Origin of the sequence: Variovorax robiniae (assembly GCF_037889955.1) — a bacterium.
GTDB lineage: Bacteria > Pseudomonadota > Gammaproteobacteria > Burkholderiales > Burkholderiaceae_C > Variovorax > Variovorax robiniae.
The window spans coordinates 1-25,686 of record NZ_JBBKZS010000024.1; the positions used below are offsets into that span (position 1 = coordinate 1).

General features: G+C 62.1%; 25 protein-coding genes and 2 pseudogenes. 15 read left to right on the forward strand and 12 right to left on the reverse strand.

From position 1 onward, the window contains the following. The first annotated feature begins 702 nt into the window (after window positions 1-702). Both WKW79_RS31410 and WKW79_RS31415 read left to right on the forward strand, forming a co-directional pair. Window positions 703-1,554, forward strand: a complete 852-nt coding sequence (locus tag WKW79_RS31410) for an Nmad3 family putative nucleotide modification protein (RefSeq protein WP_340339162.1) — start codon at window positions 703-705, stop codon at window positions 1,552-1,554. Window positions 1,555-1,563: 9 nt separating this feature from the next. Next, window positions 1,564-2,283, forward strand: a complete 720-nt coding sequence (locus WKW79_RS31415; protein ID WP_340339163.1) for an Nmad2 family putative nucleotide modification protein — start codon at window positions 1,564-1,566, stop codon at window positions 2,281-2,283. A gap of 753 nt (window positions 2,284-3,036) precedes the next feature. Here WKW79_RS31415 and WKW79_RS31420 read toward each other — a convergent pair. Genes WKW79_RS31420 through WKW79_RS31435 form a run of 4 tightly spaced genes read right to left on the reverse strand, consistent with a single transcriptional unit; the run spans window position 3,037 to window position 7,020 of the window. Beyond that, complete coding sequence (locus tag WKW79_RS31420; protein ID WP_340339164.1) at window positions 3,037-3,885, reverse strand: alpha/beta hydrolase; 849 nt, start codon at window positions 3,883-3,885, stop codon at window positions 3,037-3,039. A gap of 6 nt (window positions 3,886-3,891) precedes the next feature. Next, window positions 3,892-4,869, reverse strand: a complete 978-nt coding sequence (locus tag WKW79_RS31425) for a Bug family tripartite tricarboxylate transporter substrate binding protein (RefSeq protein WP_340339165.1) — start codon at window positions 4,867-4,869, stop codon at window positions 3,892-3,894. A gap of 5 nt (window positions 4,870-4,874) precedes the next feature. Then, window positions 4,875-5,327 carry a cupin domain-containing protein gene (locus WKW79_RS31430; RefSeq protein WP_340339166.1) on the reverse strand — a complete coding sequence of 151 codons (453 nt, stop codon included), beginning with the start codon at window positions 5,325-5,327 and terminating at the stop codon, window positions 4,875-4,877. Then, complete coding sequence (locus WKW79_RS31435; protein WP_340339167.1) at window positions 5,317-7,020, reverse strand: alkaline phosphatase family protein; 1,704 nt, start codon at window positions 7,018-7,020, stop codon at window positions 5,317-5,319. Before WKW79_RS31435 ends, WKW79_RS31430 begins: the two co-directional genes overlap by 11 nt. A 113-nt stretch (window positions 7,021-7,133) precedes the next feature. On the opposite strand from WKW79_RS31435, the gene WKW79_RS31440 reads away from it, so the two are divergent. After that, window positions 7,134-8,045 (forward strand): LysR family transcriptional regulator, encoded by a 912-nt coding sequence (locus tag WKW79_RS31440; RefSeq protein ID WP_340339168.1) that lies wholly within the window; start codon window positions 7,134-7,136, stop codon window positions 8,043-8,045. A 529-nt stretch (window positions 8,046-8,574) separates the two neighbouring features. Here the strand turns inward: WKW79_RS31440 and WKW79_RS31450 are convergent. Further along, on the reverse strand, window positions 8,575-9,225 hold the full coding sequence (locus tag WKW79_RS31450; protein WP_340339169.1) for a hypothetical protein: 651 nt from the start codon (window positions 9,223-9,225) through the stop codon (window positions 8,575-8,577). Between the two features lie 364 nt (window positions 9,226-9,589). Here WKW79_RS31450 and WKW79_RS37100 point away from each other — a divergent pair, with 364 nt between their 5' ends. Beyond that, window positions 9,590-9,730: a helix-turn-helix domain-containing protein gene (locus WKW79_RS37100; RefSeq protein WP_422823994.1), complete on the forward strand. Its 141-nt coding sequence runs from the start codon at window positions 9,590-9,592 to the stop codon at window positions 9,728-9,730. Window positions 9,731-9,838: 108 nt separating this feature from the next. Here the strand turns inward: WKW79_RS37100 and WKW79_RS31455 are convergent, their stop codons facing one another. The 4 genes from WKW79_RS31455 to WKW79_RS31470 form a co-directional block, all read right to left on the reverse strand. Continuing rightward, window positions 9,839-10,297, reverse strand: coding sequence for a hypothetical protein (locus tag WKW79_RS31455; RefSeq protein ID WP_340339170.1), 459 nt, complete (start codon window positions 10,295-10,297; stop codon window positions 9,839-9,841). A gap of 463 nt (window positions 10,298-10,760) precedes the next feature. Next, on the reverse strand, window positions 10,761-11,591 hold the full coding sequence (locus WKW79_RS31460; protein ID WP_340339171.1) for an SRPBCC family protein: 831 nt from the start codon (window positions 11,589-11,591) through the stop codon (window positions 10,761-10,763). After that, window positions 11,588-12,190: a helix-turn-helix domain-containing protein gene (locus WKW79_RS31465; RefSeq protein WP_340339172.1), complete on the reverse strand. Its 603-nt coding sequence runs from the start codon at window positions 12,188-12,190 to the stop codon at window positions 11,588-11,590. The genes WKW79_RS31460 and WKW79_RS31465 overlap by 4 nt, the downstream gene beginning before the upstream one ends. 1,266 nt (window positions 12,191-13,456) lie before the next feature. After that, complete coding sequence (locus WKW79_RS31470; RefSeq protein WP_340339173.1) at window positions 13,457-14,032, reverse strand: hypothetical protein; 576 nt, start codon at window positions 14,030-14,032, stop codon at window positions 13,457-13,459. 202 nt (window positions 14,033-14,234) lie between these two features. On the opposite strand from WKW79_RS31470, the gene WKW79_RS31475 reads away from it, so the two are divergent. Together WKW79_RS31475 and WKW79_RS31480 are read left to right on the forward strand one after the other, a co-directional pair. Further along, the gene (locus WKW79_RS31475) at window positions 14,235-14,516 is read left to right on the forward strand and encodes an HU family DNA-binding protein (RefSeq protein WP_340339174.1); all 282 of its coding nucleotides are present in this window, start codon (window positions 14,235-14,237) and stop codon (window positions 14,514-14,516) included. A 234-nt stretch (window positions 14,517-14,750) separates the two neighbouring features. Next, on the forward strand, window positions 14,751-15,566 hold the full coding sequence (locus WKW79_RS31480; protein WP_340339234.1) for a ParA family protein: 816 nt from the start codon (window positions 14,751-14,753) through the stop codon (window positions 15,564-15,566). Window positions 15,567-15,706: 140 nt separating this feature from the next. On the opposite strand, the gene WKW79_RS31485 is transcribed toward WKW79_RS31480, so the two are convergent. Beyond that, on the reverse strand, window positions 15,707-16,153 hold the full coding sequence (locus tag WKW79_RS31485) for a hypothetical protein (RefSeq protein ID WP_340339175.1): 447 nt from the start codon (window positions 16,151-16,153) through the stop codon (window positions 15,707-15,709). An 886-nt stretch (window positions 16,154-17,039) separates the two neighbouring features. On the opposite strand from WKW79_RS31485, the gene WKW79_RS31490 reads away from it, so the two are divergent. The 5 genes and pseudogenes from WKW79_RS31490 to WKW79_RS31510 all read left to right on the forward strand — a co-directional run bounded on the left by WKW79_RS31490 (window position 17,040) and on the right by WKW79_RS31510 (window position 20,868). Then, window positions 17,040-18,659: a Mu transposase C-terminal domain-containing protein gene (locus tag WKW79_RS31490; RefSeq protein WP_340339176.1), complete on the forward strand. Its 1,620-nt coding sequence runs from the start codon at window positions 17,040-17,042 to the stop codon at window positions 18,657-18,659. A 9-nt stretch (window positions 18,660-18,668) separates the two neighbouring features. Continuing rightward, window positions 18,669-19,538: a TniB family NTP-binding protein gene (locus WKW79_RS31495; protein WP_340339177.1), complete on the forward strand. Its 870-nt coding sequence runs from the start codon at window positions 18,669-18,671 to the stop codon at window positions 19,536-19,538. Then, window positions 19,501-20,052 (forward strand): TniQ family protein, encoded by a 552-nt coding sequence (locus WKW79_RS31500; RefSeq protein WP_340339178.1) that lies wholly within the window; start codon window positions 19,501-19,503, stop codon window positions 20,050-20,052. The genes WKW79_RS31495 and WKW79_RS31500 overlap by 38 nt, the downstream gene beginning before the upstream one ends. Window positions 20,053-20,102: 50 nt before the next feature. Further along, window positions 20,103-20,330, forward strand: a pseudogene (locus WKW79_RS31505) (IS110 family transposase); the annotation flags it as partial. A 343-nt stretch (window positions 20,331-20,673) separates the two neighbouring features. Further along, window positions 20,674-20,868 (forward strand): hypothetical protein, encoded by a 195-nt coding sequence (locus WKW79_RS31510; RefSeq protein WP_340339179.1) that lies wholly within the window; start codon window positions 20,674-20,676, stop codon window positions 20,866-20,868. A 377-nt stretch (window positions 20,869-21,245) separates the two neighbouring features. On the opposite strand, the gene WKW79_RS31515 is transcribed toward WKW79_RS31510, so the two are convergent. Together WKW79_RS31515 and WKW79_RS31520 are read right to left on the reverse strand one after the other, a co-directional pair. Then, the gene (locus WKW79_RS31515; protein WP_340339235.1) at window positions 21,246-22,145 is read right to left on the reverse strand and encodes an IS110 family RNA-guided transposase; all 900 of its coding nucleotides are present in this window, start codon (window positions 22,143-22,145) and stop codon (window positions 21,246-21,248) included. 279 nt (window positions 22,146-22,424) lie between these two features. Beyond that, window positions 22,425-22,628: pseudogene (locus WKW79_RS31520) on the reverse strand (ISKra4 family transposase); the annotation flags it as partial. A gap of 13 nt (window positions 22,629-22,641) precedes the next feature. Between WKW79_RS31520 and WKW79_RS31525 the strand changes: the two are divergent. The 4 genes from WKW79_RS31525 to WKW79_RS31540 all read left to right on the forward strand — a co-directional run bounded on the left by WKW79_RS31525 (window position 22,642) and on the right by WKW79_RS31540 (window position 25,686). Then, window positions 22,642-22,788, forward strand: coding sequence for a hypothetical protein (locus WKW79_RS31525; RefSeq protein ID WP_340339180.1), 147 nt, complete (start codon window positions 22,642-22,644; stop codon window positions 22,786-22,788). Window positions 22,789-23,293: 505 nt separating this feature from the next. Further along, window positions 23,294-24,061, forward strand: a complete 768-nt coding sequence (locus WKW79_RS31530) for an ABC transporter ATP-binding protein (protein WP_340339181.1) — start codon at window positions 23,294-23,296, stop codon at window positions 24,059-24,061. A 14-nt stretch (window positions 24,062-24,075) separates the two neighbouring features. Beyond that, window positions 24,076-24,780 (forward strand): ABC transporter ATP-binding protein, encoded by a 705-nt coding sequence (locus WKW79_RS31535; RefSeq protein ID WP_340339182.1) that lies wholly within the window; start codon window positions 24,076-24,078, stop codon window positions 24,778-24,780. Window positions 24,781-24,798: 18 nt separating this feature from the next. After that, window positions 24,799-25,686 carry a branched-chain amino acid ABC transporter permease gene (locus WKW79_RS31540; RefSeq protein ID WP_340339236.1) on the forward strand — a complete coding sequence of 296 codons (888 nt, stop codon included), beginning with the start codon at window positions 24,799-24,801 and terminating at the stop codon, window positions 25,684-25,686.

Genomic DNA, 25,686 nt, shown 5'->3' on the forward strand with positions numbered 1-25,686 from the left:
ACTCATCGGTCACCACCCACGACTCAACACGTTTCGCCAAGATCTCGATCCATCGCCGCGCCCAATGCGGCTCGGATCGACAGTTTACCTATTTACGGATAAGTTCTAAGTTGGCCAAATGTGCGTCATGTCCTCCCTCTTGGGTAGATCAGGGCGGTTAGCTGTTGCCGGGGCGAGAGTAATCGGACCGAGGGAATGCGCGGTCTGGATCAGGTTCTGCAGCGTGTGCTCGAGCGTGCCGCGACGGCCTTTACCGACAGAGCACTGGAAAGCACATCGAAGTCCGCAATCCACGGCGCGTCGATGGCCCGCTGGGTGCCAGAGCCGGAGGCAGTCACGGCTCTTCCGGTGTCATCGACCAGTTGAAGCTCGGCCGAATCCCCGACCTTCATCGTTCTGGTGGTGAGAAAATCGATCGATTGGGTACCGTCGCGAAGTCGCAGGACATCGGTGCGGAAGTATCGGCGACTCGGATGCCCGATATTCCCGCGGCGAGCGCCGTGACCTTGCCAATTTTCAGCATCAATCGCCGCACGCTTGGCACCCGGGTGGCCTCCAAGGCGATGACGACGCGCGATCGCCCAAATACTGTCTATGCGCGCGAAGTATGTCCGCGGTCGGGAATGCGTTGCGCGTTCAGAGCTTTGCGATTCCACAGGCGGCATCTAGACTGCTCGGCTTCGAATCACGGAGTCCGGTCGCGTGAAGATCATCCTCAGTCGGAAGGGCTTCGACTCACAGTACGGCGGGGTCCCCAGCCCGATCCTTCCGAACGGCAGCATCCTCTCGTTTCCCATCCCGTCGCGATACGGCCGCCCGTTGGCCGATATTGAATCCCCCGTGGGGAGCATGCATTCGGTCGCCGCCGACTTGAGTCGAGGCAAGATCAACGCGCGCACGAATGTCCACCTAGACCCGGACCTGTGGTCCAGTGCGGCGCCGCGCGCTGAAGGCTGGCGTGCGAGCCTGGGTCAGGTCGGAAGCGCGCAGGGGCACCTGCGCCGCCAAAACGTGACGGTGGGCGACGTTTTCCTTTTCTTCGGGTGGTTCCGTCCGGCCGAGCAGCATCAGGGCACCTGGCGCTACGTGCCTGGAGCGCCAGAGATCCACAGCCTGTTCGGCTGGCTGCAGGTGGGCGAGGTGATAGCCCTCGATGCGAAATCCAAGACACCGGTCTGGCTGCACGATCATCCGCACGTGGTGCACGCTTCGGACATTGGCGACGGGAACACTCTCTATGTGGCCAACGACCGGCTGACGATCAACGGGGCGGACGTGGTGGTGGGTGGGGCAGGGGGCTTCACCCGCTGGTCCAAGGGCTTGCAGCTCACCGCGCCGGGTGCCTCGACAAAGTCGATCTGGCGCATGCCCAAGTGGATGGCGCCGAAGGCCGGCGGGCCCGCGCTTTCCTATCACGCGGATCCCGAACGCTGGTCGACCGTCGACGGCCTCCCGCACCTGAAGTCCGTGGCGAAGGGGCAGGAGTTCGTCCGGGAAGTGGATTCGGCCGCGGGCCACCGCTGGCTCTCCCAGCTGATCGCAACGCACGCCTGAAAGGCAAAGATGTCGGGACACATTGGCTACAAGCTCACCCATGACTCGGGCTTCGCGCCCAACCCCTTTCACGGCTACCTGACCCTGGCCACCTGCAAGCCCGCCGTGCGCCGCGCGCGCCAGCGCGGTGAGTGGGTGGCCGGCTTCGCGTCCAAGGAGCTGGTCGACCGATCCAGCCGTGACGGCATCGACCTGCCTTTTCAGGGGCTGATCTACCTGGCGCGCGTAGAAGAGGTGATGCCTCTGCACGACTACTTCCACGACCCCCGATTCCGATCGAAGCAACCGAAGGAAGGGCGCGGGACGTTGGTCGAGCGGTGTGGCGACAACATCTACTATCGCGAGCCGAGCGGGCGGCACTACCTTCAACTGCGAAATGAGCACCATCCGCCCGGCGAAACCGATCACGACACGGGCGGGCGGAACGCGCTGGTCGCCTCGGAGTTCTATTACTTCGGTCGCAACGCGTTCATGCCGGAGGGTGGATGGCGCCTGCTGCTCGGGCATGACCTCTCCTCTGGGCGGACCTTCGGGTGCCAGCCCAGCTTTGTTGAGAAGGTCTTGAAGCACCTTGCGCAACTCGGGATCAAGCCCGGCATCCATGGGATGCCCAGCGGGTTCGGGGCCGATGTCGAGGGCCAAAAAACGCAGGTCGACGTTTGCAAGCCTCGCGGAGGCGCCTGCAAAGCACCGCCGACAGCACCGGCGCGCAGGCCATCGCGCTGCTAGACGATCCAGCTGCCACTGCCACTGCCACTGCCGGCGCGGCGCCGCGGTTTGCGCGCCGAGCAGCGGTTGTACGGGCCACTCATAGTCGCCGGCCATGCACATACCCGACGACCCGAACAATTTTCCTTCGACGACGTCCCGTTTCCGCTACCGTATGCCCCCAACGCGACTTCTGGCGGCGCCAAAGGAACAGGGCGCTGAAACTTCCGCGGAGCGCCACGTTGGAGTCTTGTGTGTCTGCCTATCTGAAGGCCCGCTTTCGCCGCGGACTCGCCGGACGGCGGTCGATACTGACTGGCAGAGATGGGCCATCTGCGACACTTCGAATGCCCATTCGCCAGGAGCTTGCGACACTCCATATTGCTCTGCCGTACAAAGCACGGTCGCCCACTCGGCGCTCAATTCGCTATCAGGAGATCTCGTCTCAGCCTCTTCGCGAGGCAGTTGCGGCGTACGCGGCGGCGTTTTACATAAATCGGATAGCCTCCGTCGCGACTGAGGCACCGAGTAGAAAAGTCGCATGGTTGTCCTCGTCCATCTCTTGGACTCAAGGTACAACCAGGGACAAACCCACGTCAACTATTTCCATGTCATTGCGGTGCATACGTCGAGCACATTGGACGATCCACCGTGCTTGGCCTCGCATCGGCCTCCCGTGAAACGACGATCGGCTCCTGCTGGAGGTGCATGACACCTCTGGTACCAATACCGGCTTGGCGTCTTCATGTCCTAGGTGCATGAGGCCACGACCGTCTAAGCTGCGCGTCGACGACCGGCGCTCGCTATCAGGCAATTGACTTCTTCGAACAGAGGATCGCCGGGTGACGCGAAATGCTGCAGCAGGCTGAAATGATCGGCTCGCGGCGCGAGGTGGAGAGCGCTGCGGTTGCCTGCATCGCTCCACGCCTCGTGCAGTCGGTGGCTCTGATCGATAAATGCGGGAGTCTCCTCTTCGCCTACGACGACGAGTATCGGTGCCGCGTGCGCTCGCACGCGATGCAACGGCGAACACGCCGCAGCACTTGCGGCGTCCAGTTGCAGCTTGTCGTTGAGCGAAGTTTCCACTAGGGGCGCGAGGTCGAATATGCCGCTCATCGCAATCACGCCGTCGATCGTGCGACCCTTCGTGTCTGCGTGCGCGTCTGCCAATGCAAGCTCTATCGCAATGTGCGCGCCGGCGGAGTGCCCAACCAGAAAGAGAGGCAGCGCGTCCGTGACGCCTTCATTCGCAAGATGCCGTATCGGGCGGACGCAGGCGCTCGCCGCGACGACGAGCGCGGGCAGTGAGACGGTTGGGCACAGCGGGTAGTTCACCAGCGCCACGTTCATGCCAATGTCCGCGAAGGCTGGCGCGATGAAACGAAACGTCGACTTGTCCCGGGACTGCCAGTAACCAGCGTGAAAATAGGCCAGCGTCCCGTGTGCGCTCCCGCGTGCTGGAAAGAAGTCGAAGGTCTGGCGCTCCGCCGGGCCATAGCGCTGGTCGAGTGCGCAGGGCCCGGCGGCCACGGCTGCCAAGCTCTGCGCCTCGTAGTCAGCCAGTAGCGACGGAAAACCGGGTCGCGACTGGCCTTGCACGTACTGGAATTGCGGGTCGTCCATTCCGGGTCAGTCGGCCTTGAGTCCGGTCGCCTTGACGAAGCGCGTCCAGCGCTGCAACTCGTCATGCACCAACGACGCAAACTGCTCCGACGAATTCGGCGGCGCCGCTTCCATGGCGAGGTCCGACAATCTCTCTCGCACGGCCGGCAGGCGCATGATACGCGCGAGTTCTTCGTTCCACTTGGAGACGATGTCGCGTGGTGTGCCGGCCGGTGCCACCATCCCTTCCCACTCCCTCAGGTCGAATCCGGGGACGCCGCTCTCGGCCATCGTCGGGACCGAGGGAAGCGCCGCAAGACGAGTCGGACTCGTGACGGCCAGGGCACGCAGCTTGCCCGCATTGACCAGCGGAACGGCCACAGAGGTGGTGGCGAACATGGCCGATATCTGCCCCCCGAGCAGCGCCTGCACCGCTTCTGCCGGCCCCTTGTAAGGAACGTGCAGCATGTCGGCCTTCGTCGCCTGCTTGAAGGATTCACCGACCAAGTGGGCCGGTGAGCCGTTCCCGCCCGAGCCATACGTAAGTTGGCCCGGTTGGGCATGCGCCAGATCCGCCAACTCCTTGGCACTGCGCGCCGGCACCGAGGTCGGAACCACCAGCACGTTGTAGATCCATGCCAGGTTTGCAATGGGCACGAGGTCCTTGTTGGTGTCGTAGGACACCTTTCCGAAGAGCGCCGGCAGCACGGTGTGGGTGAGGAACATCACGCCGACTGTGTAGCCGTCGGGCGCGGACTTGGCCACTGCTTCCATGCCGATCATGCCGGTAGCGCCGGGCCGGTTCTCGACGATCACCGGCTGCTTCCACGCGTCCTGCAGGCGCTCCGCCACCACGCGGGCCAGCACGTCCGGGGGACTGCCGGGCGGCAGGGGCACCACGATCCTGATCGGCTTGGAGGGATAGCCTTGTGCCCTGGCGTAAAGCGTCGCGGCGGCAAGCGGCGCCGCACCGAGCGCGCCCAAGATCATTCTGCGATTGATCATGATGTTCATGCCGCCGATGAAACGGGCGGTGCAAAGAGGACGTCGTACTCGCGTGCCGCGGCGACCACTTCGGCAGGGCTCGACATATTGTGAATGCGCCGATAGAGCTCTTGCAGCTTGCCGGCCGGGGTGGCCCAGAACAGCGCCGTCACGGGCTCCCCTGTGTTGTTGAAGAAGGCATGCGGAATCCCGCGCGGCATGCGCACCAGGTCGCCCGCGCCCGCCGAAGTCTTTTTTCCCGCCAGCAACAGGTCGATGCGCCCGTCGAGCACGAAGATGTACTCGTCCTGGTAGGGATGCACGTGCGGCGGCACAAATGTCTCGACCGGGAAGGTCGCATGCCAGGAGAAGCTATCGTCGCTTGCCTGCTTGGGCACGTACACCTGGCCGAGGATGTTCCACGAGACGCCGTCGATGCCGGTCTGCGCGCGCGTGATGTCGGGGGTTTCACTGGTCATGGGTGGCTCCTTCGGGGTGGATGAGGCGGTCGAGCGTGGGCTTTACCAGCGGGTTGGTCGATGCGAAACGCGGCTTGAAGTGCTTGCGCGCCTCGGCGAGGTCTTCCTCGTCCCAGTAGCCGATCAGGATGCCGCCCTCCGAGATCCGCGGCTGGATTTCCATCGTCTCGATGGCGCCGTCCGGAATCGTCACGCGCTGTCGTGGCTGTCGCGCCCAGCGGAAGAGCGCTTCATGCAGGCGCTGCCGCTCGTGCTCGTGCTCGGGCGCGGCGCCGAGGTCGACAAATTCGTGGGGGTCGGACGCAAGGTCAAACAGCATGGGGCGGTAGCCTTCGGCCAGCACGTACTTCCAGCGGCCGTCGAAGATCATGCGCAGCCAGGCATCGCGCGACGGGGTTCCCAGTTCGATGCGCGAATCCTGAAAAGCATAGTCATATTCGCACACCACATGCTTGCGCCAGTCGCTCGGGTGCTTGCCGAACAGAAGTGGCCGCAGCGAGCGGCCGTCCATGACATGCGGCACCGCGACGCCACCGCAGGCATCGAGAAAGGTCGGCGCGATGTCAACCGCTTCAACGAGCGCGTCGCAGCGCGACCCTCTCGTAGCGTCGGCGCGCGGATCGGGGTCGTAGACGATCAGCGGGGCGCGGATGACCGGCTCATGGAACAGGTCCTTCTCGCCCATCCAGTGGTCGCCCAGGTAATCGCCGTGATCGGATGTGAAGACGATCATGGTCGTCTCCATCAGGCCGCGCGCTTCCATGAAGCGGAACAGTTCGCCGAGCTGGTCGTCGATCTGCTTGATCAGCCCCATATAGCCGGGCATCACGGCATCGCGCACGCCTTCGCGCGAGAACGTCCGCGAGACGCGGTGGTTCATCATCGCGCCATACACGGGGTGTGGGTCGCGCCGCTCGCCTTCCGAGCGCACCACCGGCAATGCGTCTTCGGGCTTGTACATGCTGGCGTAGGGCTCGGGGACGATGTACGGCCAATGCGGCTTGATGTACGACAGGTGCATGCACCAGGGCTGCTCGCCGGCCTCGGCGATGAAGTCCATGGCCCGGCGCGTGATGTAAGGCGTCTCGGAGTGCTCGTCGGGGACGCGCGCCGCACGATTCGAGTACTTCAGGAACCAACCCGAACGGATCCGGCCTTCGTCATCGACCGTTGAATTGGCCCATTTCTCCCAAGGGTTGTCGCCGTCGAATCCCTGCTTGCGCAGGTAGTCGTTGTAGTTCGGGTCAGGGTCGTGGCCGGAATAGGGATGGATGCCATCGTCGCGCTCGTAGGGGTCGAAGCCGCACTCTGCAATGCGCATGCCGATGGTCGATGCGGGGTCGATGCCCAGGCGCGACATGCCCGCCAGGTCGGCGCGCATGTGGGTCTTGCCGACCAGCACCGAGCGCACGCCCAACGGACGCAAGTGGTCGCCGATCGTCATCTCGCCCGCCTTGAGCGGCACGAAGTTCCAGCTGGCACCGTGCGAGTGGACGTAGCGTCCCGTGTAGTAGCTCATTCGCGACGGCCCGCACACGGGCGACTGCACGTAAGCACGGTCGAAGATGACGCCGCGCGCCGCCAGCGCGTCGAGGTTCGGCGTTTTCAGAGTGGGATGTCCGAAACAGGAAAGGTGGTCGGCGCGAAGCTGATCGCACATAACGAAGAGGATGTTCTTCACGCGGCGGGTCATGCGGCACTCCAGTTGATACGGTGAGGTCAGGTCATCGTAGTTGTGGCTTTGCGAGAAGTCGCATCACATGTTCTGATGTCGATTACCATGGGTTATCGCATCGGAGGCCTTACTTGCGGCTGCAGCACCTACACCTGCTTCTGACCCTTGCAAAGACCGGGAGCCTGCGTGCCTCCGCTCAAATCCTCAACGTCTCCCAGCCCGCGCTGACCAAGGCGCTGCGCCAGCTCGAGGACGAGTTCGGCACCGAGCTGGTCGTGCGCACGCCCAAGGGCGTGCGGCTCGCGCCAGCGGGCGAATTGATCGCCACGCGAGCTGCAACCGTCGTGCGCGAGATCGAACGCGCAAGGGAGGAAGTTGCCTGGCATTTGCGGCATGCCGAGGCGCAGGTGACGGTGGGCGTTTCGCCGGTGGCGGCGATCCTGTTGGCACCCGGCGCGGCGGACCGCTTCGGCGCGAGGTGGCCCCAGGTCAAGGTTCGCCTGCGCGATGCGCTCTACCCCAGAGCGCTGGAGCAGGTGCGCGCAGGCGAGCTCGACATGGCGCTGGGCCCTCTGCCCACCGATGGCATCGGGCGTGACCTGGTCGTTCAGCCACTCTTCGACAGCCAGGCAGTTATCGTCGCGCGTCGCAGCCATCCTCTCGCACGCGCCAAAAGGCTCGTCGACCTGATGGACACCGCCTGGGTGCTCACCGGCCCGGCAGGCGGACCCGGTGATCCGCACAATCTGCGCTTCGGCGCGAAGGACGGACGCACGCCGCAGGTTCGCCTGGAATGCGAGTCCTTCTCCACACTGCTGGAACTGATGGCCAGGCTCGACGTGATTGCGATCATGCCCAAGGGCTTCTTCGACCGATACGGGCCTCGCATGGACTTCGTCCATTTGCCGATCGTGGACGCACTGCCCAACACCACGATCTACGCCCTGCATCGCGCTGACACGCCTTTGACCCTACCTGCACGGCGGCTGCTGGAGGCGTTCGTGGCGGAAGCCCGTGACTTGCGTACGGCAAAAGCAGCCTGACTCTGGGCGCTACGGCGGAGACTGAAAACGCGAGGTCGGCGGCCACCAGATCAAGGCCGGCGGTGCAACAGGGACAGGTTGGCCGACAACATGGCGCCGGGCGTCGAACCGATTCGCCGCACAGCCTGACGCGCCAAGTTCTCTGCCGCCCGCCTCTCAAGACGGTCAGCGTCAACCTTCGGCACGTTCTCCGTACCGGAATAGCCATGCGGTGACGAATGACCCCTCGTCCCGACATGCTCGGCGAGCTGATCGATCAAGCGACGGGCTATGTACTTGATCACGCTGTGACCGGGCCTTCGTTGCAACGGGTTCTTGCCAGTTGGATAACCAGAATCGGGCTGTGACGGGGCAAAGCGGCGAAGCAACACCTTCATTTGCTCAACCTAGACGTCGACGTTGTCCCAGCGAATCACTTCAAGCCCCTGCTGTGGTCACCTTAAAACCCGGAAACCGCCGCTTGAATTTCGTGGAATCAAAGAGGTTGTCGTGTTCATACCGGGGCAGCAGCTCTCGAATCGGGAACCTGCTACGAAGACGCGCGATGCCGCTCTGCCTCTTTCGCGTGCTCAACCGTCTCGACGACTTGCTGGATTGAAAGCGGCCCCATGAGTTCGACCTCTCCGGCGAGCACGCTGTCCAGCGCGGCGCGTCCTTTCTTCCCCGCCAGCCAGGACGATGAAGCGCTGACCGACCCGCCGCCGAACTTGGCACGAAGGGCGGTGGCCGCCGCGCGGCTGATCGCCGCGAACGCAGCGTGGTCCTCGGCGGCCGTGGCCGCGCGCACCACTGTGCAGTAGGCCTCGAGCTTTTCGGTTTCGAGTCGCAGCCGGCGTGCCTTCGCCTCGCCTTGCGCTACATGCCCGAGGAGCGCGGCGCCATTCGAGGTCGAGAAGACTCTGATCTGGCGCCCCTCTTCCCAACTCGAGTCGCCCCGGGTCATCACCTGAACGGCTCGGCCGCGGGCCTTGGAGGCTGTCTGCGCTGCGACCTGCGCTGAGGAGGCCTGCGACATGTCCCACACGAGCAACGGCGCATGTAGTGTCCCGTGCACAGCCCACCGTCCATCGATGTTGAGATAGCGGATGTAGAGCGTTGCCGGGCCGCCGTGATCGCGATGCTCCAGCAATGCCGAACCGTGTTTGGCAAGTGAAAGTAGAAGGTATTGTTTTGGCAGCATTGCGGGAATCCTGTGATCAGGCTGCGATTGTGGCGCTGCAGCTCCCGCGCTAGGCCAGTGCTACTTGGGGGCGCCCGTCCCACTCCACTGCCACCAGGTCAGTCCACTTACTCTGCGTCCGGTCGCGCAAGGGATAGACGCCCCGTTCGAGAGCTGGCTTTCCGATCTCGGCCGGCATCGCTTCATCCCAGCCTTGCGATGGAGCTTCAGATGGCCTACCGCAGCCGCCTGATGCACGAGCGCGTGGCTGGCGACGGCACGGCGTTGGACACGCGGTTGGCGCGCCCGCTGCACATCCTTTCGGTACTCAACGGCAGGAACTCCGCCGGCGGCTCGGTGAGCCTCATGCTCTCGCAGGCCCGACATCGGCGATTTTCTTGGGGTCAGCCGCCAGCGCGCGAACTTTGCAGTCCAACAACTCAGGCGCGAAGGCCTGCTCGAACTGCAGTACTCGCAGATCTGCATCGTCGATCCGGCACGCCTCGCCCGACGCGCCGGGCTCTGAACGCCCCGCGCGCCCTCCGTCGGCCGATGCCGGGCTAGGACGAAATTCGTCGCCAGAGCTAGCCGTGCCTGCTCCCAGAGCCGAATTGGATCACGTGATGGTCGCCGGTCATTTCGTCACCGTGCATCTGCGCTGCTGGGCGTACGACATCGCAAGCAAACGCGCTTCGACCTGCCTGAAGGCCTCGGTGCTCACCATGCGCTGGATCTCCAGCGAGGCCTGCAAGAGGAAGTCTTCGCCATCGGGCTCTGAGCGCTTAATGCTTTCGCAGAGAGCAAGGTAGGCCTTGAAGTCCGCAATCTCGCGAGTGGTGTAGCCACGCAACCGCGAGAACAACGTCCAGTCCTCGTGCTCGTAGGCGACCACTTCCACTGGGCTCCACTGCGTCGGGCTCGAGACCTTCTCGGCACGCTGGACCCTGTCGTACAAGCGAACCCATTCGCGGATCGTTGGGCTCGTGCTGCAGCGCTGAGCCAGTTCCCCGGACAGCGCATCGAGGTCCAGCGGCTTCATCACTTCGCCGTAGGTAGCGGGGAAATCGCTCATGGTCTGTACGATGTTGGGCATGACTCAGACAGGCAATGCTGTCCCAGCCTACGAAGCACCAGATCCAGCGCCCGCAAATCGTAGTTGACCCAACGCCCTGCGCCCCAACGGCGCATTTGCAAGTGCTTGTCGCAATTGATGTGTTTCGAAGGAGACGGTGTCAATTTGCCGAAAAAATACGATTGCCCCTGATCGAAACGCATTCTGTCGAACCGCTGGCGATGTCGCTCGGCGCCAGCGTGTGAATGAAGTCAACCGTACGCGCGACCTCCAAATAGCGCGCGACCATGTCGTGCGAAACGATTCGTACGAACCCAGGTTGATTTCGACGGTTCCGCACGGCTGGGTACGGCAGCGGCCAGACGTTGCCTGAGATCGCTCAGTTCGGCATTCGATGGCTGCTGCAGCCAGGTTGCAGCAGCCGGCACCAGGTCCTGTGCGGAGCCAGCGCAATCGGCGCCTCATGCCTTGGCGCGTGCATGGTTCAACCGGTCGCGTGCGCCTGCGCCTGCGACAGCATCGGAAATTGAGCTTGAATCCATGCCTGCCAAAGCGGCATGTAGCGAGCCGCATTTGAGGCCGCCTGGTCCCCGTAGAAGTAGATGTTCAGCCCCACCATGCTCGAGCCGCCCATGTCGACGGCGCCAAATGCCGCGACGGCCGGCGCCGGGTTGTCGACGCGTACCAGGATGTCGTATGGGCGCTCGCTCACGTACTCCACAACGCCGCCGAGTTCCGGCACCCCCGCGGGCGCCGTCCAACGCTGCCCAACGCTCGCGCCTGTCAGCCCTGCTGCGGCGGTCAGCGACGCCCAAGCTTCAGATTCTGTCCCTGCGACGGGGATCATCCAATTCACCAACGTGGAGCGTTGGCCACGAAAGTGCGTGAGATAGATCTGCAAGGTGCGCAAGAACGCAGACCAACCGGATTCGACGTGTTCAAGTTGGTCGTCCCAATCGTCCGTGCTGGCGAAGAGACTGTGAACGATGCGAAGCGTGCAGGTGCCTCCTGCCTTCGCTTCGATGTGCCACTCGGTCGCGACAGGGGGCGAGCCGGGGACAAGGCCATCTGACTGCGCGGCGAACACACGGGGCGGATCCCAGGTTGTCACCGCGGAGCGCGGCTCCATGCCGGAGCCGAACTTCAGCTTCAATGCGACGGGCTTGCCGTCGCGTTGCTCGAACTCGGCCGGCATCAGCCAGGAAGAAATGCCCGGGCCGGTAGCGATGGCCTTCCATACCTCCTCTGGCGTGCCGTGGACTTCGAACTCGGTCTGGACCGAACGGCGCCCGGAGGCATCCTTCTTCACGCTCATGATGGCTCCTTGAGATCCGCTGTCTTGATCAACGGGTGCGCCACGACCACGAGTCGGTGGGCGCGACCGCCGGGCGCATATTCGTTGTGATACTTCGAAACCAGCGTCGCGATGGCCTCGGTCAGTTCGAGACTGAAAGCGGCCCGGTCCGCCGCTGAACGAAAGCGGATTTCGGTATCGACTGCCAGAGTGGCCAGGCGCTTGCCTGAATCTTTCGCGCGGCGAACCAGTTCTCCCACCTCCCGAACGATCCGTGCCCCCAAGGCAATGAGATAGGTCGCCGAAAGCCTGTCGACTTCACGCGCCGGATCGGCACCAACCGCGCCGAGAGCACGCGGCGAGACTACATAGGACGCCGCTGTCGCCACTAGCAGCCGTTCCGTCAGCCCACCCCATTTGCGCTCTTCGGCCAAGCGCACCAATCCGTGCGCTTCCAAGGCATTCAGGTGATAGGTGACTTTCTGGCGGGCCAGGCCGACCCGCGCTGCCAAGGTTGCTGCCGAGGCGGGCGCAGCCAGTTCCAAGAGGAGCCGACTGCGAACGGGCTCCAGAGCCACCGACGCTGCCGCCGGATCGTCGATGACTTGAATGCCAAGCATGGGAGAAGCGTAGTCTTGACAAAAATTATTGTCAAGACTCGCGTGGGTGCATGTGCCGTATCAAGTGCCCTTCTCTTCAGGATCATCACGGCAAGACTACGAAGAATTGGCGCAGTTGCTGGACGGTAAAACTCTTGGGTTGGATCGCATCGGACTCCCGCGACGGGCGCGTGCCGTGCCGACGCGCGGGAGGGTTTGACTCACAACCGGCGAAAAGGTCCATCGCAGTCACCGTCTTGGCTCCGGCCAACGGAAGTACATGTTTCGCATGGCAACGTCGCCACAGCCAACCGTCGGGAGGACGAGCGCGTGATCCGATGCGAGGGAACGACTGCCGCTCGTCGCGCTCTAACCTGCGAAGTTGCAAGTACGTCGATCGTTCTCCCTCGGTCGGCGGCTCTCCAGAGCCATCAGGAGTGGGCCACCCACCGATGGCTCTCTTTTTTGACACGCAGCCGGTAGGAAATGTGACGAGTCGCGAAAGTCACGATCTCACGAGGCAGAACGGTCGACCCTCGACGCGCGCCCAAACGCAAGCTCGCAGGCACGCGACGACGATGTCCCTTCGAACCGCCCGTGGGGCACTCTTCACGAAGATGAGCATGATGTTCCCCTGCGCCGCAACTCAGTACCGGCGCGCTATCTATTTTATAGCATCGCATCCTTACGCAGAGGGCGTTTCAGCACGAACTGCGCTCCGAATTTGTCTTAACGATGCGATTGAGCAACACCTCGCGGGACACGCCGCAGCTCTTGGAGTTTCTGGACTGCAAAGAATTGCGGGCGCCGGAAATGAACGTGGTCTTCGGCGCCGGCCGAAAATTTGAGATGAGCAATTCCCGGTGTTTTCCAGGCCAGCGCATCGTCAGGCCGCGCCTCGCTACAGAGCCTGATTCACCGCTCGATTGGGCTGGAGGTGCTGAAAGCCCCCGGCCACGGGCGATGCGGTGGTGTCGGCTGGCGGCAAGACACTGCCGTAGTCTTCCCGCCGACCCAGCGAGCGCCAATTCATTCAGGTGAACGAGCCCATGCACCGCTGGACATTGCACGGCAACGGCCGCAGTGAAAGTGGGCTCCAAGCAAGACGACCAATGCCGCGGACGGGCCCGTCCTCAAGGTTCGCCTTTCGGTTCGGGGCTATCCCCCCTGCTCGAATGCTGGCGCCGACAACATCCGCGCAAGGTTGCCCACAATTGGACGCTCTCTCGTCCGGCGATCAGGCACTCCCAATCGTGTGCCGTCCGCGCGATACCCATCGGAGAACAATCACCTTCTGGCCCTGACGATGTCGATGGCCGCGCAGAGTTCTTCGTACTCGGTCAGGCTCACGTCCAGGGCCTCGAGCCACCGGTCGAAGTAAAGGTCCAGTGCGTCGCTGCCGGGATGCTTGCCGCGGTGGTGACGGATGAAGTCCTTGCGCTGCTGCACCTTGTCGGCGATGAGCATGTGCTTCACGGCTTCGAGGGGTCCGGTGGAAGGACAGCCATCGGCCACCATGCGAAGTCCGTCCGGCGAACGATGCACCCTGTCGACTGGCCAGGCGTTGGCCCGGCTGCGGAATTCCATGACCAGCAGGATCACGAACGGGTCGGCGTCGACACTGTTCATGAAATCCTGACCATGATGAATCAGGTCTTCGTCTGCCTGGAACAGTGGGTGCAGGCAGAACGCGCGCATCGCGGCTTCGGTGGCATCGAGCTCGCTCAGGATGATCAGTCCCTCGTCGATGCGCTGCAGGAGCGCGACCCCTGAGCCTTTTGCGATGCGGTCGGCATAGTGCGTCCGGATGGCCTGGTATTCGGGCGACCAGGTGGCGCGAACGATGTCCTCTGTGACGATCAAGGCGGCAACTCCATTTGCGAATTGTCCGTGATCGCACATGCGCTTCGTGCGACATGGCCGTGCGGTTCGCCCCGCCAAGTCGTGAAGTAGAGTGCGCAACCTGTGGCAAGAGCCCCGTCAGATGTGCGCGCTGATTGCACACGCAAGCCATGTGACTCGCATAAGCTATCCTTTTTGTTTAACTTTTCCGAGGAATCTCAGATTGAACAAGACCGAACTGGTGGCCGCGATCGCGGGCGATGTAGAACTCAGCAAGGCCGAGGCGGCTCGCCTTCTGGAAGCACTGCTCGAGAACCTGACAAAGGCCCTGGCGCGTGGGGAGGCCGTGCAGTTGATCGGATTTGGCAATTTCACGGTGGCGAGCCGCCCCGAGCGAACGGGGCGCAATCCGTCGACTGGCGAGCAGATGACGATCAAGGCGAGCAAATCGCCGAAGTTCGCGGCCGGCAAGGCGCTCAGGGATGCCGTGAACGCTGCGGCCTAGTTGTCGACTGCGGCATGGATCGGCTCCGCCAAGATCCCTGCCGGTGCCTGTCGACACGAACCGCCGCACTCGGGTCGAGCTGAAATGAACCAAGTGGCGCGCAGGCCGCCTGGATTCTCTCGACCCTCCGATTCCCACTTCTTCAAGGCCATGGCGCACGCCTTGAAACGTTGACTTTCTGCGACGCGCTTGATCGCCTTGGCGTCAAACTTACCGCTTCTTCACGAGGAATACATGGCTCGCATCTTCTGCATCGCCAACCAGAAAGGCGGCGTCGGCAAGACGACCACGACAGTCAATCTCGCCGCGGGCCTGGCCAAGGTTGGCCAGCGCGTGCTCATGATCGACCTCGACCCGCAGGGCAACGCGACCATGGGGTCGGGCATCGACAAGCGCCAGCTTGATCTCACTGTCTACGATGTGCTGCTTGAGTCGGCGACCGTGGCCGAGGCCCGCGTGACGGCCGATGAATGCGGCTACGACGTGCTCGGCGCCAACCGTGAACTGGCTGGCGCCGAAGTGGAAATGGTCTCGATCGAGCGCCGGGAGAAACGCCTGCGTACCGCGCTCGCGGCGGTTGGCGCCGACTATGACTTCATCCTGATCGACTGCCCGCCCAGCCTGAGCCTGCTTACGCTCAACGGCCTGTGCGCCGCGCACGGCGTGATCGTGCCGATGCAATGCGAATACTTCGCGCTGGAGGGACTGACCGACCTTGTCAACACGATCAAGCAGGTGCATGCGAATCTCAACAAGAATCTTCAGACCATCTTCCTGTTGCGCGTGATGTTCGACCCTCGCATCACGTTGCAGCAGCAAGTGAGCGACCAGCTCAAGGCGCACTTTGGCAGCAAGGTGTTTGACACGGTGATCCCGCGCAATGTCCGGCTCGCCGAAGCGCCGAGCTATGGCCTGCCCGGCGTTGTTTTCGATCCGGCCGCAAGGGGCAGTCAGGCATTCATCGCATTCGCGCAGGAGATGGTGAGAAAGCTGGCCTTAGCCGGAACAGAAGCCGCGATGACGCCTGTCGCAGCCGCTGAACCAGCGTAGTCGCTTGGACTGGCGGGTGAAATCGGTCAGACCGGTTGCGTCGCATCGAGCCGGTGCGGGTTGGTGCGCGATGGTCCGATTGTGCGAGAGTAGTGGTGCACCGTCGGGCAGATCGTCAGGCCCCAGAACGTTTCTGCAAGTCACCTGAGCACACGGACTCTCCGACACGGCAGATGCCCCAGCGCTGCGGCATCAATGCGGCGCAAGAGAAGATCATCGGGTTGCCAGTAGCCACCCCGTGCAATGAAGCGATTGGCCGCGTCAACGACCGGGGCCTTTGTTGCCTGTGTCTGCGATTCGGGTGCCATGAAGTCTGCCATGCGGGCGACCTGCTGTGTGCTCAACCGGGCGACATCGAGCACGCCGTCGGCGCCGATGTCGAGCATGGAAAAGGCGCGGTGCACGACACGCAACGGCGTTCCCTCCCCCAATTCAACGGTGATGCTGGCTTGGCGGACGCGCTGGCCCGCGAAGTCGGGCATTCGAGAGGGGCTTTCTTGGCGGAGCATTCGCATGAAGGCTGCGGCCGCGAGCGCCTCCGGCATGTCCTCCGCCGAGACGAGAAACACCTTCGACGACATGCCCATGAAACTTCTCCTCAACACCACGACCAGCACAGCGCGGGTAGAGGCCCTTCGCTGCGCTTGGAACACATCTGGCGGCGCTGCATGTGCGCGCACAAGGTCGAACCCGTTTTCGGAGTTTCCCTGCGTCCATCCATTCGCCCAGGGGCGTGACCCGCGTTGACATCCTGCCAATTGTGCCGGTCGCCTGCCAAAGGCATGAAAATGGCGTCATGACTGACTTTGGCCCGCTTTCCGAACGAGGTGTTCTGAAGCCGACTTCCCTGCCGGCTGACGGCGAACGTTCCGTCGCGCGAGCTATGACTCCCGCAAGCGAAGATGACGCAGCAAGGACGCGTTTCGGCGCTGCGGCCATCGTGCTTGACCGATTGGACACGCGGCCGCTGCATCTGCGGACGGCTCGGCGAGCATGGTGGAAGTTTTGGACCTGAGAGCCCGGCGATGCACATTCGCCAAGGGAGATGCTGCTGTGGCCCAGCGACATGACGCCCGCTATGGCGAGTTGAGTCAGGCGATGGAGTCGTTTGCGCAGTCCGGCAGCAGCATGCGGATGGCATCAGGCTCGCCGGCAGCCACATAGACGGGCGGAGACGTTCCAGGGATCGGGATGCAGAAAGAAGCGGCGCCGGTGGCGCTGAAGAGCGCCCCTACCGCGTCAAGAACTGCCTGGTGAAGATGTTGTAGAAGTCACTTAAATCCGCTAGCCAGGTCAACAAATGATGCTAGCCAGAGACCCGGCAGATCGTTGTTTTCATTGAAGAATTTCCGCTTATGGCGAATTCGGACAAGTGTTGCCAAACGGCAACGGAAGCCAATCTGGGGCGCGTAATCTTGCTAGCGCTCGCGTTGAGGAGCCAAATGTTGCTAGCGCAACTTTCGAGCCATTGAAATGCCCAGTTCGCCAGCGGTTACCGAGCGAGCAATCCAGATTGCGAGCGTGCTGCGTCCCCTCGGTACGAACCCACTCACCCGCGAACAGGCGCTGGCGGCTTCGAAGCTCCTGGACGTTCACTGGACCCACGTCTACCGCTTGCGCAAGCGCTTCCTGGCGAGCCCGGTCGTGAGTTCGATCGCGCCGCGCAAAAAGGGCCGCAAGCACGGAACCCGCCTCGCTCCTGATGCCGAATCCATTGTGCAATCGGCGCTTCACGAGTGGCTGCCCAAGCAGCGGGAGCTTGCACACCCGCTCCTGGACCTGTGCACCGAGATCGGACGGCGATGCAAGGTTGCAGGCATCAAGGCGCCTTCGCGGAACACGGTGGCTGCGCGATGGGCCGCTTATCGGGAGGAGCAGGCCGCGCTACTGGCTAATGATCCCAGCGCTCAACAGGCGCCAGGCAACTTCATCGCGCAGGCGGTACTCGACATCGTGCAAATCGATCACACGCAGTCCGATGCGTTCGTTGTGGACCCGTGGTTTCGGCGCTCTATCGGACGCCCTTGGCTGACGCTCGCGATTGACGTCGCTTCGCGCTGTGTCGTCGGATGCTATGTCGGGATGGAGCGCCCGAATGCCGGAACGGTTGCGCTGTTGCTCAGCCGTATTGCGCTGCCCAAGGCGCCCTGGCTGAAGACGCTCGGCGTGGACGCATCGTGGCCGATGCAGGGGATACCCAAGATCCTCCATCTGGACAACGCTGCCGAGTTCAAGAGCAAGGCGCTCAGAGCCGGCTGTGTGCAGTACGGCATTGACCTCATGTACCGCCCCGTCGGACGGCCGCACTTCGGCGGACACATCGAACGTCTGAACCGCACGTTGATGCAGCGCCTGAAGGGCCTGCCAGGCGCAACGGGCAATTCGACCAAGGGCCGAAAGGCAAAAAAGCCGGAGGAGACGGCCGCGCTCACTCTCAAGGAATTCGAGCGATGGTTGGCCGTGGAGATCGCAGTGCGATACCACCACAGCCCGCATCGCGGGCTCATGGGGGCGACGCCTGCCAACGCGTGGCAGACGATGGTCGAGGTACAGCCTCCCCGCGAATTGCGCCCGGGCCCGGAAGAAGCCTGGAACTGGCTGGTTCACTTCATGCCGCTGACCGACCGCACGGTTCAAGGCAATGGCGTGACGATCTTCCACATCCGCTACTGGCACCCGATCTTCGCGGCGTGGCGCGTGGAGCGCAAGAAGGTGCTCGTGCGCTATCACCCGGAAGACCTGTCGCGCATCTTTGTGTCGATCAACGGAAGACTGTACCTTGAGGCACGGTGCGCCGACCTGCGGCGTCCGGCCATATCGTTGTGGGAGCAGCGGGCGATATGCCGCATCCTGCGCGGCGACAAGCAGCCAGTGTCGGAAGCTTCCATATTCAAGGCCATCGAAGCGCAACGTCAGATCGTCGCGAAGGCGCGATCGGACACCCGACTGCAGCGCCGGGAGACCCCACACCGCAAGCCCAAGTCGCGCCCTCCTCCCTGGGCTCCGGCGCCGGACCCCGACCCACTTACAGAGCCAGAGGTCGACTATGGCAAGCCCCTCAAGCCGTTCAACGTGGAAGTCTGGAGAGAATGAGGTGATGTTGTGGGTACCGCGATCCTCACCCACCTGCAGGCGTCCACCCGTGCCGAAGCCTCGCTGGACGCGTCGGCAAGGATTCGATTGCTGCGGCGCGATCGGTGGATCGACTACCCCAGGGCAAGCCAGGCGCTCTTGAAACTCGAGTCTCTGCTGGAAATGCCGCCAAAGGCGCGGATGCCTTGCATGGTGCTTCACGGCGACTCGAATATCGGCAAGACGCTGATCGTGTCGAAGTTCCAGCGCGAACATCCCGACAGGTTCGATGAAGTCAAGGGCGTTGAGCGGCGCGACGTCATCGTGATGCAGATGCCAGCGACACCGGATCAACACCGGTTCTACTCCGCCCTACTCTTCGAGCTTGGTGCGCCGCATAGCGCTTCCGCAAGTCTCTCGGTGCTCGAACGACTGGCTCGAGAGCTTCTTCGTCGAATCGCTCCGCGCATGCTCGTCGTCGACGAGGTGCACCACCTTCTGGCGGGGACCTATCGCGAGCAACGATCGTCATTGAACCTGCTGAAGTTCCTTGCCAACGACCTGAAGTTCAGCATCGTCGTGGTCGGCACCGCTGACGCCCCGCTGGCGCTGGCCTCGGACCCCCAGATGATCAGCCGCTTCACGCCGTTCGAGATGCCGCGCTGGCGCGAGAGCGATGATCTTCGACGGCTGTTGGGCGCCTTCGAGCGAGTGCTCCCGTTGCGCAAGCCCTCGGACCTGATGCAGCGGCCAATCGCCCAGTTCATCCTGGTGGCGAGCGGTGGCCTGACCGGCGACATCTCGAGGCTTCTCAATGAAGCAGCGGCACTTGCGATCTTGGACGGCTCAGAGCAGATCACACTTGCTCACCTGGAACATGTCGCACTCGCCGATCAGTAGCCAACGTCCCCTGCCGTTTGCACCGAGACCGTTTGAGGCCGAGGTGTTGGGTGGATGGATTGGCCGTATCGCGTCGCGCTATCGGATGTCCGTGCCGGCGTTCGCGACAGCATGCGAGCTCGACTTGCAGATGCCTGACGGGTGCGAGTGGCTGTTGATGCGGAAGTTGAAGCCGCAGATGGTAGTCCGCCTCGCGGCGTTGACGAGGATCAGTGTTGAAAGAATTCACGACATCCCGGTTGCGCCACCATGGGAAGGACCGAGGCCGTACTTCTTCTACTGCGCGAGGTGCGTGTTTCTGAATCCTTTGGATGTCGCGGCTCCAATCTGGCGGCGTGAGTGGCTCGACCAAAATATGTCGGCCTGCCCGACGCACGGTGACGAGTTCCAGACGCTGAGAGCCAGTCGGGTGCTCGCGTGTAAGAACCTCGACATGCTGCTCGTTTTGGTGAGTCGCAACGAGCATGACTTGCGCTACGGAGTCATCCCGCCGCGCGCTAGCAGAATTCATTGACCGGCTAGCGCATTTCGCTGACCTGGCTAGCGGTTTTAGCTGACTTCTACAGCAAGCGATGCGACAAATACCTTCGAACATTGCTGATCCACGGCGCACGGTCGGTGCTGCGCTATGCGGTCGGCAAGACCGATGCGCAGAGTCGATGGCTGCAGGACCTGATCGCGCGACGCGGCTACAACCGCGCGGCCGTGGCGCTCGCCAACAAGAATGCGCGGGTGATCCAGGCCCTATTGAGCAGCGACACGCCATACCGCCCGAGCGCCGCAGTGCGCTGAGCTGGTCGAGAGGTCGGCAAGCCCCTCATATCGTTCAGGGAGGGAATCACACCCAGCACTGGTTTGCGAAGCTTTCAGAAGTGATGACAGAACTGGTTGGACCAACGCCCACAAACCTGCTTTTCGTGCCGGCTGCGCCTTCGGGCTCAAGCCGTCAATTTACTGAGGACAGGGCGTGCGGATCTCATCGAGGCTGCGGGCATGTTTCGACGCGCCCACCGGCAAGCCGCATACATGCATGCAGACCGTTTGACGTCACCGAAAAGAGCTTGCAAAAGGCGCAGGGTCCATACATGCACGAAAAGCACGACAACCCCAGGTCGCTGGGGTCTATCCGAAGGTCATGATCGACGGCGAGATGGACGTCGGTGCTTGGAGTTGCGGCATGGTCGTTAGGCTGATCCATGACATCCCAACGGTGAAGGAACTCATCGATCGCATCATGGCTGAAGCTGAAGCGATCATCCACGGCCGGCTCTCCGCGATGCTGTCGACAACGGCAACACCGAAGGCGCAAGCAGCCGCCGTGGAGGCTTGATCCGTCCAGCCGCCGGGATTCGCCTCCAATGTGCGGCGACATCGGCGTGCGGCCCACGTCATCGAGGGGAGATCTCGGTTTTCGTGCATGTATGGACCCTGCGCCGATTGCAAGGCTCTTTTCAATGAAGTCAAAACGGTCTGCATGCATGTATACGGCTTGCCGGTGGGCGCGTCGAAACATGCCCGCAGCCTCGATGAGATCCGCACACCCCGTCCTTAGCATTTTGTCGGCTTGAGCCCGAGGGAGCAGCCGGCACCAAAAGCAGGCTTCAGGATGTTGGGTCAACCAGTTTTGTCATCACTTCCGAAAGCTTCGCAAACCAGTGGTGGGTGATTCCTCCCTGCTGAACAATGTGCGTTACGACAGTCGATGGCTCAGAGCGTCGCGGTGCTCGGGCGGTAGGGCGTGTCGCTGCTCAGCAGCGCCTGGATCACCCGCGCATTCTTGTTGGCCAGCGCCACGGCCGCGCGGTTGTAGCCACGGCGAGCGATCAGGTCTTGCAGCCATCGGCTCTGGGCATCGGTCTTTCCCACCACGTAGCGCAGTACCGTGCGCGCTCCGTGAATGAGCAAGGTGCGAACGTAGGTGTCGCCCCTCTTGCTGATGCCCTTGAGCTGCGATTTGCCGCCCGACGAGTACTGGCGCGGAACCAGCCCGAGCCAGGCCGACAGATGTCGGCCGTTGCGAAACTCCTTGGCCTCGCCAACTGCCGCGACCACCGCGGTTGCTGTGATCGGCCCGACGCCACCGACGACGGCGATCTTCTTGCACAGCGCTGAGCACTTCATGAACGACTTGATCCACGTCTCGGCGCGTTTGATTCGATCTTCCAGCGCCTGAATCTGCTGGCTGAGTTCCAGGACCATTGCCTGGCAGATGCTGGTGACCTCGCCTTCGCAAGAGCTCAGCACCTGCGGCACCGCGCGCTTGAATGCTTCAGGGGACTTTGCCATCGTCACCCCGCGTTCGCCAAGCAGGCCCCTGACTTGATTGATCAGCGCTGTGCGTTGATGGACAAGCAACTCACGCACGCGGTGCACCGCCTGCATGTCCTGCTGCTCGAGGGACTTCACGGTAACGAAGGTCATCGTCGGGCGGCTTGCTGCCTCTACGATCGCTTGCGCATCGTTGCGGTCGTTCTTGTTGGTCTTGACAAACGGCGAGACGTACTGCGGGCTGATCAGCCGCACTTCGATGCCCATCGCTCGGAAGCATCGAGCCCAGTGGTGAGCGGAGCTGCACGCCTCCATATAGCCACGAGGCGCGGGCGCAATGAGCGCACGGCCTGCACGAAACCATCGCGCGTGACCTTGGAGCGATGCAGGACATGACCTCTGCGGTCTGCGCCGTGAAGCTGAAACACGCGCTTGGCCAAGTCAATGCCCAGAATGGCAATGTCCATCGCGAACCTCCAATGCAAAGCGGTTGATGAGCCGCTCAGTTTCGTATCGGGGTGGCGCAGGGTCCATCTCAGTATTTTGTGGCGCTTTGCTCCCCGGGCACCGCCGGCAGGCGCAGAATTTCGGCTCGGCGCTGCTGGGGATTTGGTGGGGTCACGCCGAGAGCGACAGCGTTGAGTCATTCGAAGGAAATCCTGGATACCAGCGCGCGAAGTCATCGCGCAGTTGCCCGTCGACGACACGCACCCGTACCTGCAGCAGCAGGTGCGCGCTGCGAGGATCCCAGCGCATCTGCTGTGGCTTGGACATGCGCTTGTCGATCAGCTGGTTGACCGTCGACTCCACAAACGCACTGGAGGCCTGCGTGGCCATGGCCAACAAGAACGCGCGCATTCTGTGGGCGGTGATGACGCGCGATCAAGGCTTCGACCCGAAACACGTCAGCGTCAAACCAATCGCCAAACAACCGGCGCAGCCGAGCGCTGCGCCCACTCAGACAAGCTGCATGGCCTGCTGAAGAGGCTGTGCAATTCCGATCAATCAACCCGACAACCACGTTCGATTCTTCCACCGAAGACGTGCTCTCGAAGATGCATTGACAGGTCAGACCGGCAGCCGGCGAACTCGACTATCCCGACGCGGCGGCAATAGTGCCCAACCCCGAGCAAAGAATGGAGCCCGGCTGAGCGGTTCATATCTGGGTCCGCACCCGCCGGGGTGCAACAAGGCCGTTTGTAGATGTGCAGTCTGTTCTCTGTCGCCTCGCACCTTCACCCGAGCATTAACACCGGAATGAAAGCAATGACACCGAAAACAAAATCAACAGCCGGCTCTTGACAAAGGGGGAAGTCCTTGTAGATAGGTTAGCGGTTGAAAGCGTCAGCCCGCCAAGCGCACAACGTAGCAGGGAAGCAGTCGAACTTATACGAAAAACATCTCAAAATAAGATCAATAAGATATTGGACGTATGTCTTAGCGAATCCTATTCTCCGCCCACAACAAGCGGAGACATCGCTCGGACCATGACACAGGATTTCATACTCAGGACCTCTGGGCTCACAAAAGAATTCAAAGGCTTCGTTGCCGTGAGCGACGTTAACCTCGGCGTTCAGCGAGGCCACATTCACGCGCTGATCGGTCCCAATGGGGCGGGCAAGACCACTTGCTTCAATCTCTTGACCAAGTTCCTGTCGCCCACCCGCGGGACCATTCATTTCAACGGTGTCGAGATCACCCGAGACGAGCCTGCACAAATTGCTCGACGTGGGGTTATTCGCTCGTTTCAGATATCCGCGGTATTCCCTCATCTCACCGTGATGGAGAACGTGCGCATCGCGCTTCAGCGCAAGCTCGGCGTCTCATCTCACTTCTGGCGCTCCCCAGATATCCTGAATACGCTGAACGACCGCGCGATGGAACTGTTGGGTCACGTGGGCTTGGCAGACTTTGCGGACATGGTCACCGCAGAAATGCCCTATGGACGCAAACGAGCACTGGAGATCGCGACCACGCTTGCACTGGATCCTGAACTGATGCTCTTGGACGAGCCGACCCAGGGCATGGGACACGAGGACGTCGAACGCGTGATGCAGTTGATCAAAAAGGTCGCTGCCAACCGAACCATTCTCATGGTCGAACACAACATGAAGGTGGTGTCCGGCATCAGCGATGCCATCACGGTGCTGGCCCGCGGCAGCGTGCTCGCACAAGGAACCTATGCCGAGGTGTCCACCAATTCGCTTGTGATCGAGGCCTACATGGGTAGCCCCGAGGCAGCGCTTGGTTCCTAGGAAAGACACTGATCATGATCAATGAATACCTGCGGATCACTGATCTGCACACCTTTTACGGCGAATCCCACATTTTGCACGGCCTTGACTTGAGGGTGAATCAGGGCGAGTGCGTGACCCTTTTGGGTCGCAATGGAGCGGGTCGAACTACTACGCTGCGATCGATCATGGGACTGACCGGCAAGCGAACAGGCTCAATCATGCTTGACGGCCGCGAAGTTATTGACATGGCGCCCCACCATATCGCGAGACTGGGGGTCGGCTTTTGCCCCGAGGAGCGAGCGATCTATGCGAGCCTGTCCTGTGAAGAGAACCTGCTGTTACCACCGCGGGTGGCGAGCGGGGGCATGAACCTCGACGAGATCTACGCCATGTTCCCCAATTTGTACGAGCGCCGCCACAGCCAGGGTACCCGGCTTTCCGGCGGGGAGCAGCAAATGCTGGCCATGGCGCGCATCCTGCGCACCGGCGCCCGGCTGCTGCTGCTGGACGAAATCTCGGAAGGCTTGGCTCCTGTGATCGTACAAAAGCTGGCCCAAGTCATCCGTGACCTCAAGACCAAGGGCTACACGATTCTCCTCGTCGAGCAAAACTTTCGCTTTGCCGCACCGCTGGCCGACCGCATGTATGTGATTGAGCACGGTCAGATTGCCGCAGAGATCCATCAGCACGAAATCAATGAGAAGCAACACGTGCTCCAGGACCTCCTGGGCGTCTGAGTTTGCGAAGGAGACATGATGACATCACTATTTGGCATACCGATACAGGCCCTAACGGGGCAGGTGATTCTGGGGCTCGTAAACGGCTCCTTCTACGCCATCCTGAGCCTGGGGCTTGCAGTAATTTTTGGCATGCTCAACATCATTAATTTTGCGCACGGCGCCTTGTTCATGATGGGCGCGTTTGTTGCATGGATGGGAATGGAGTACTTGGGCATCAGCTACTGGTGGTCCTTGCTCACGGCCCCTCTTCTGGTGGGGCTCTTCGGAATTGCGATTGAGCGCAGCCTACTGCAGTGGCTCTACAAGCTGGATCACCTCTATGGCCTGCTGTTGACCTTCGGTCTCGCGCTGATCATCGAAGGCTTTTTTCGACACCTGTACGGCGTATCGGGACAACCCTTTTCGGTGCCGGATGAAATTGCAGGTGGCATCAACCTAGGCTTCATGTTCTTGCCCAAGTACCGGCTATGGGTGGTGGTGTCATCCCTCACTGTATGCCTCCTTACATGGTTCGTGATTGAAAGGACCCGACTGGGGGCGTATCTGCGCGCGGCCACAGAGAACCCAAAGATTACCCAGGCGTTCGGCATAAATGTGCCGGTCATGGTCATGCTGACCTACGGTTTCGGGGTTGGACTCGCAGGTTTTGCCGGTGTGCTGGCTGCGCCCACTGGACAGCTCAGCCCGTTGATGGGATCGAACCTGATCATCACCGTCTTCGCAGTCGTGGTCATTGGTGGCATGGGATCCATTCTGGGTGCGATCGTCACTGGCGTGAGTCTCGGTGTGGTCGAAGGACTCACCAAGGTGTTTTACCCGGAAGCGTCGGCCACCGTGGTCTTCGTGATCATGGCCATCGTTCTGATGTTTCGGCCAACCGGTCTATTTGGCAAGGAAAAGTGA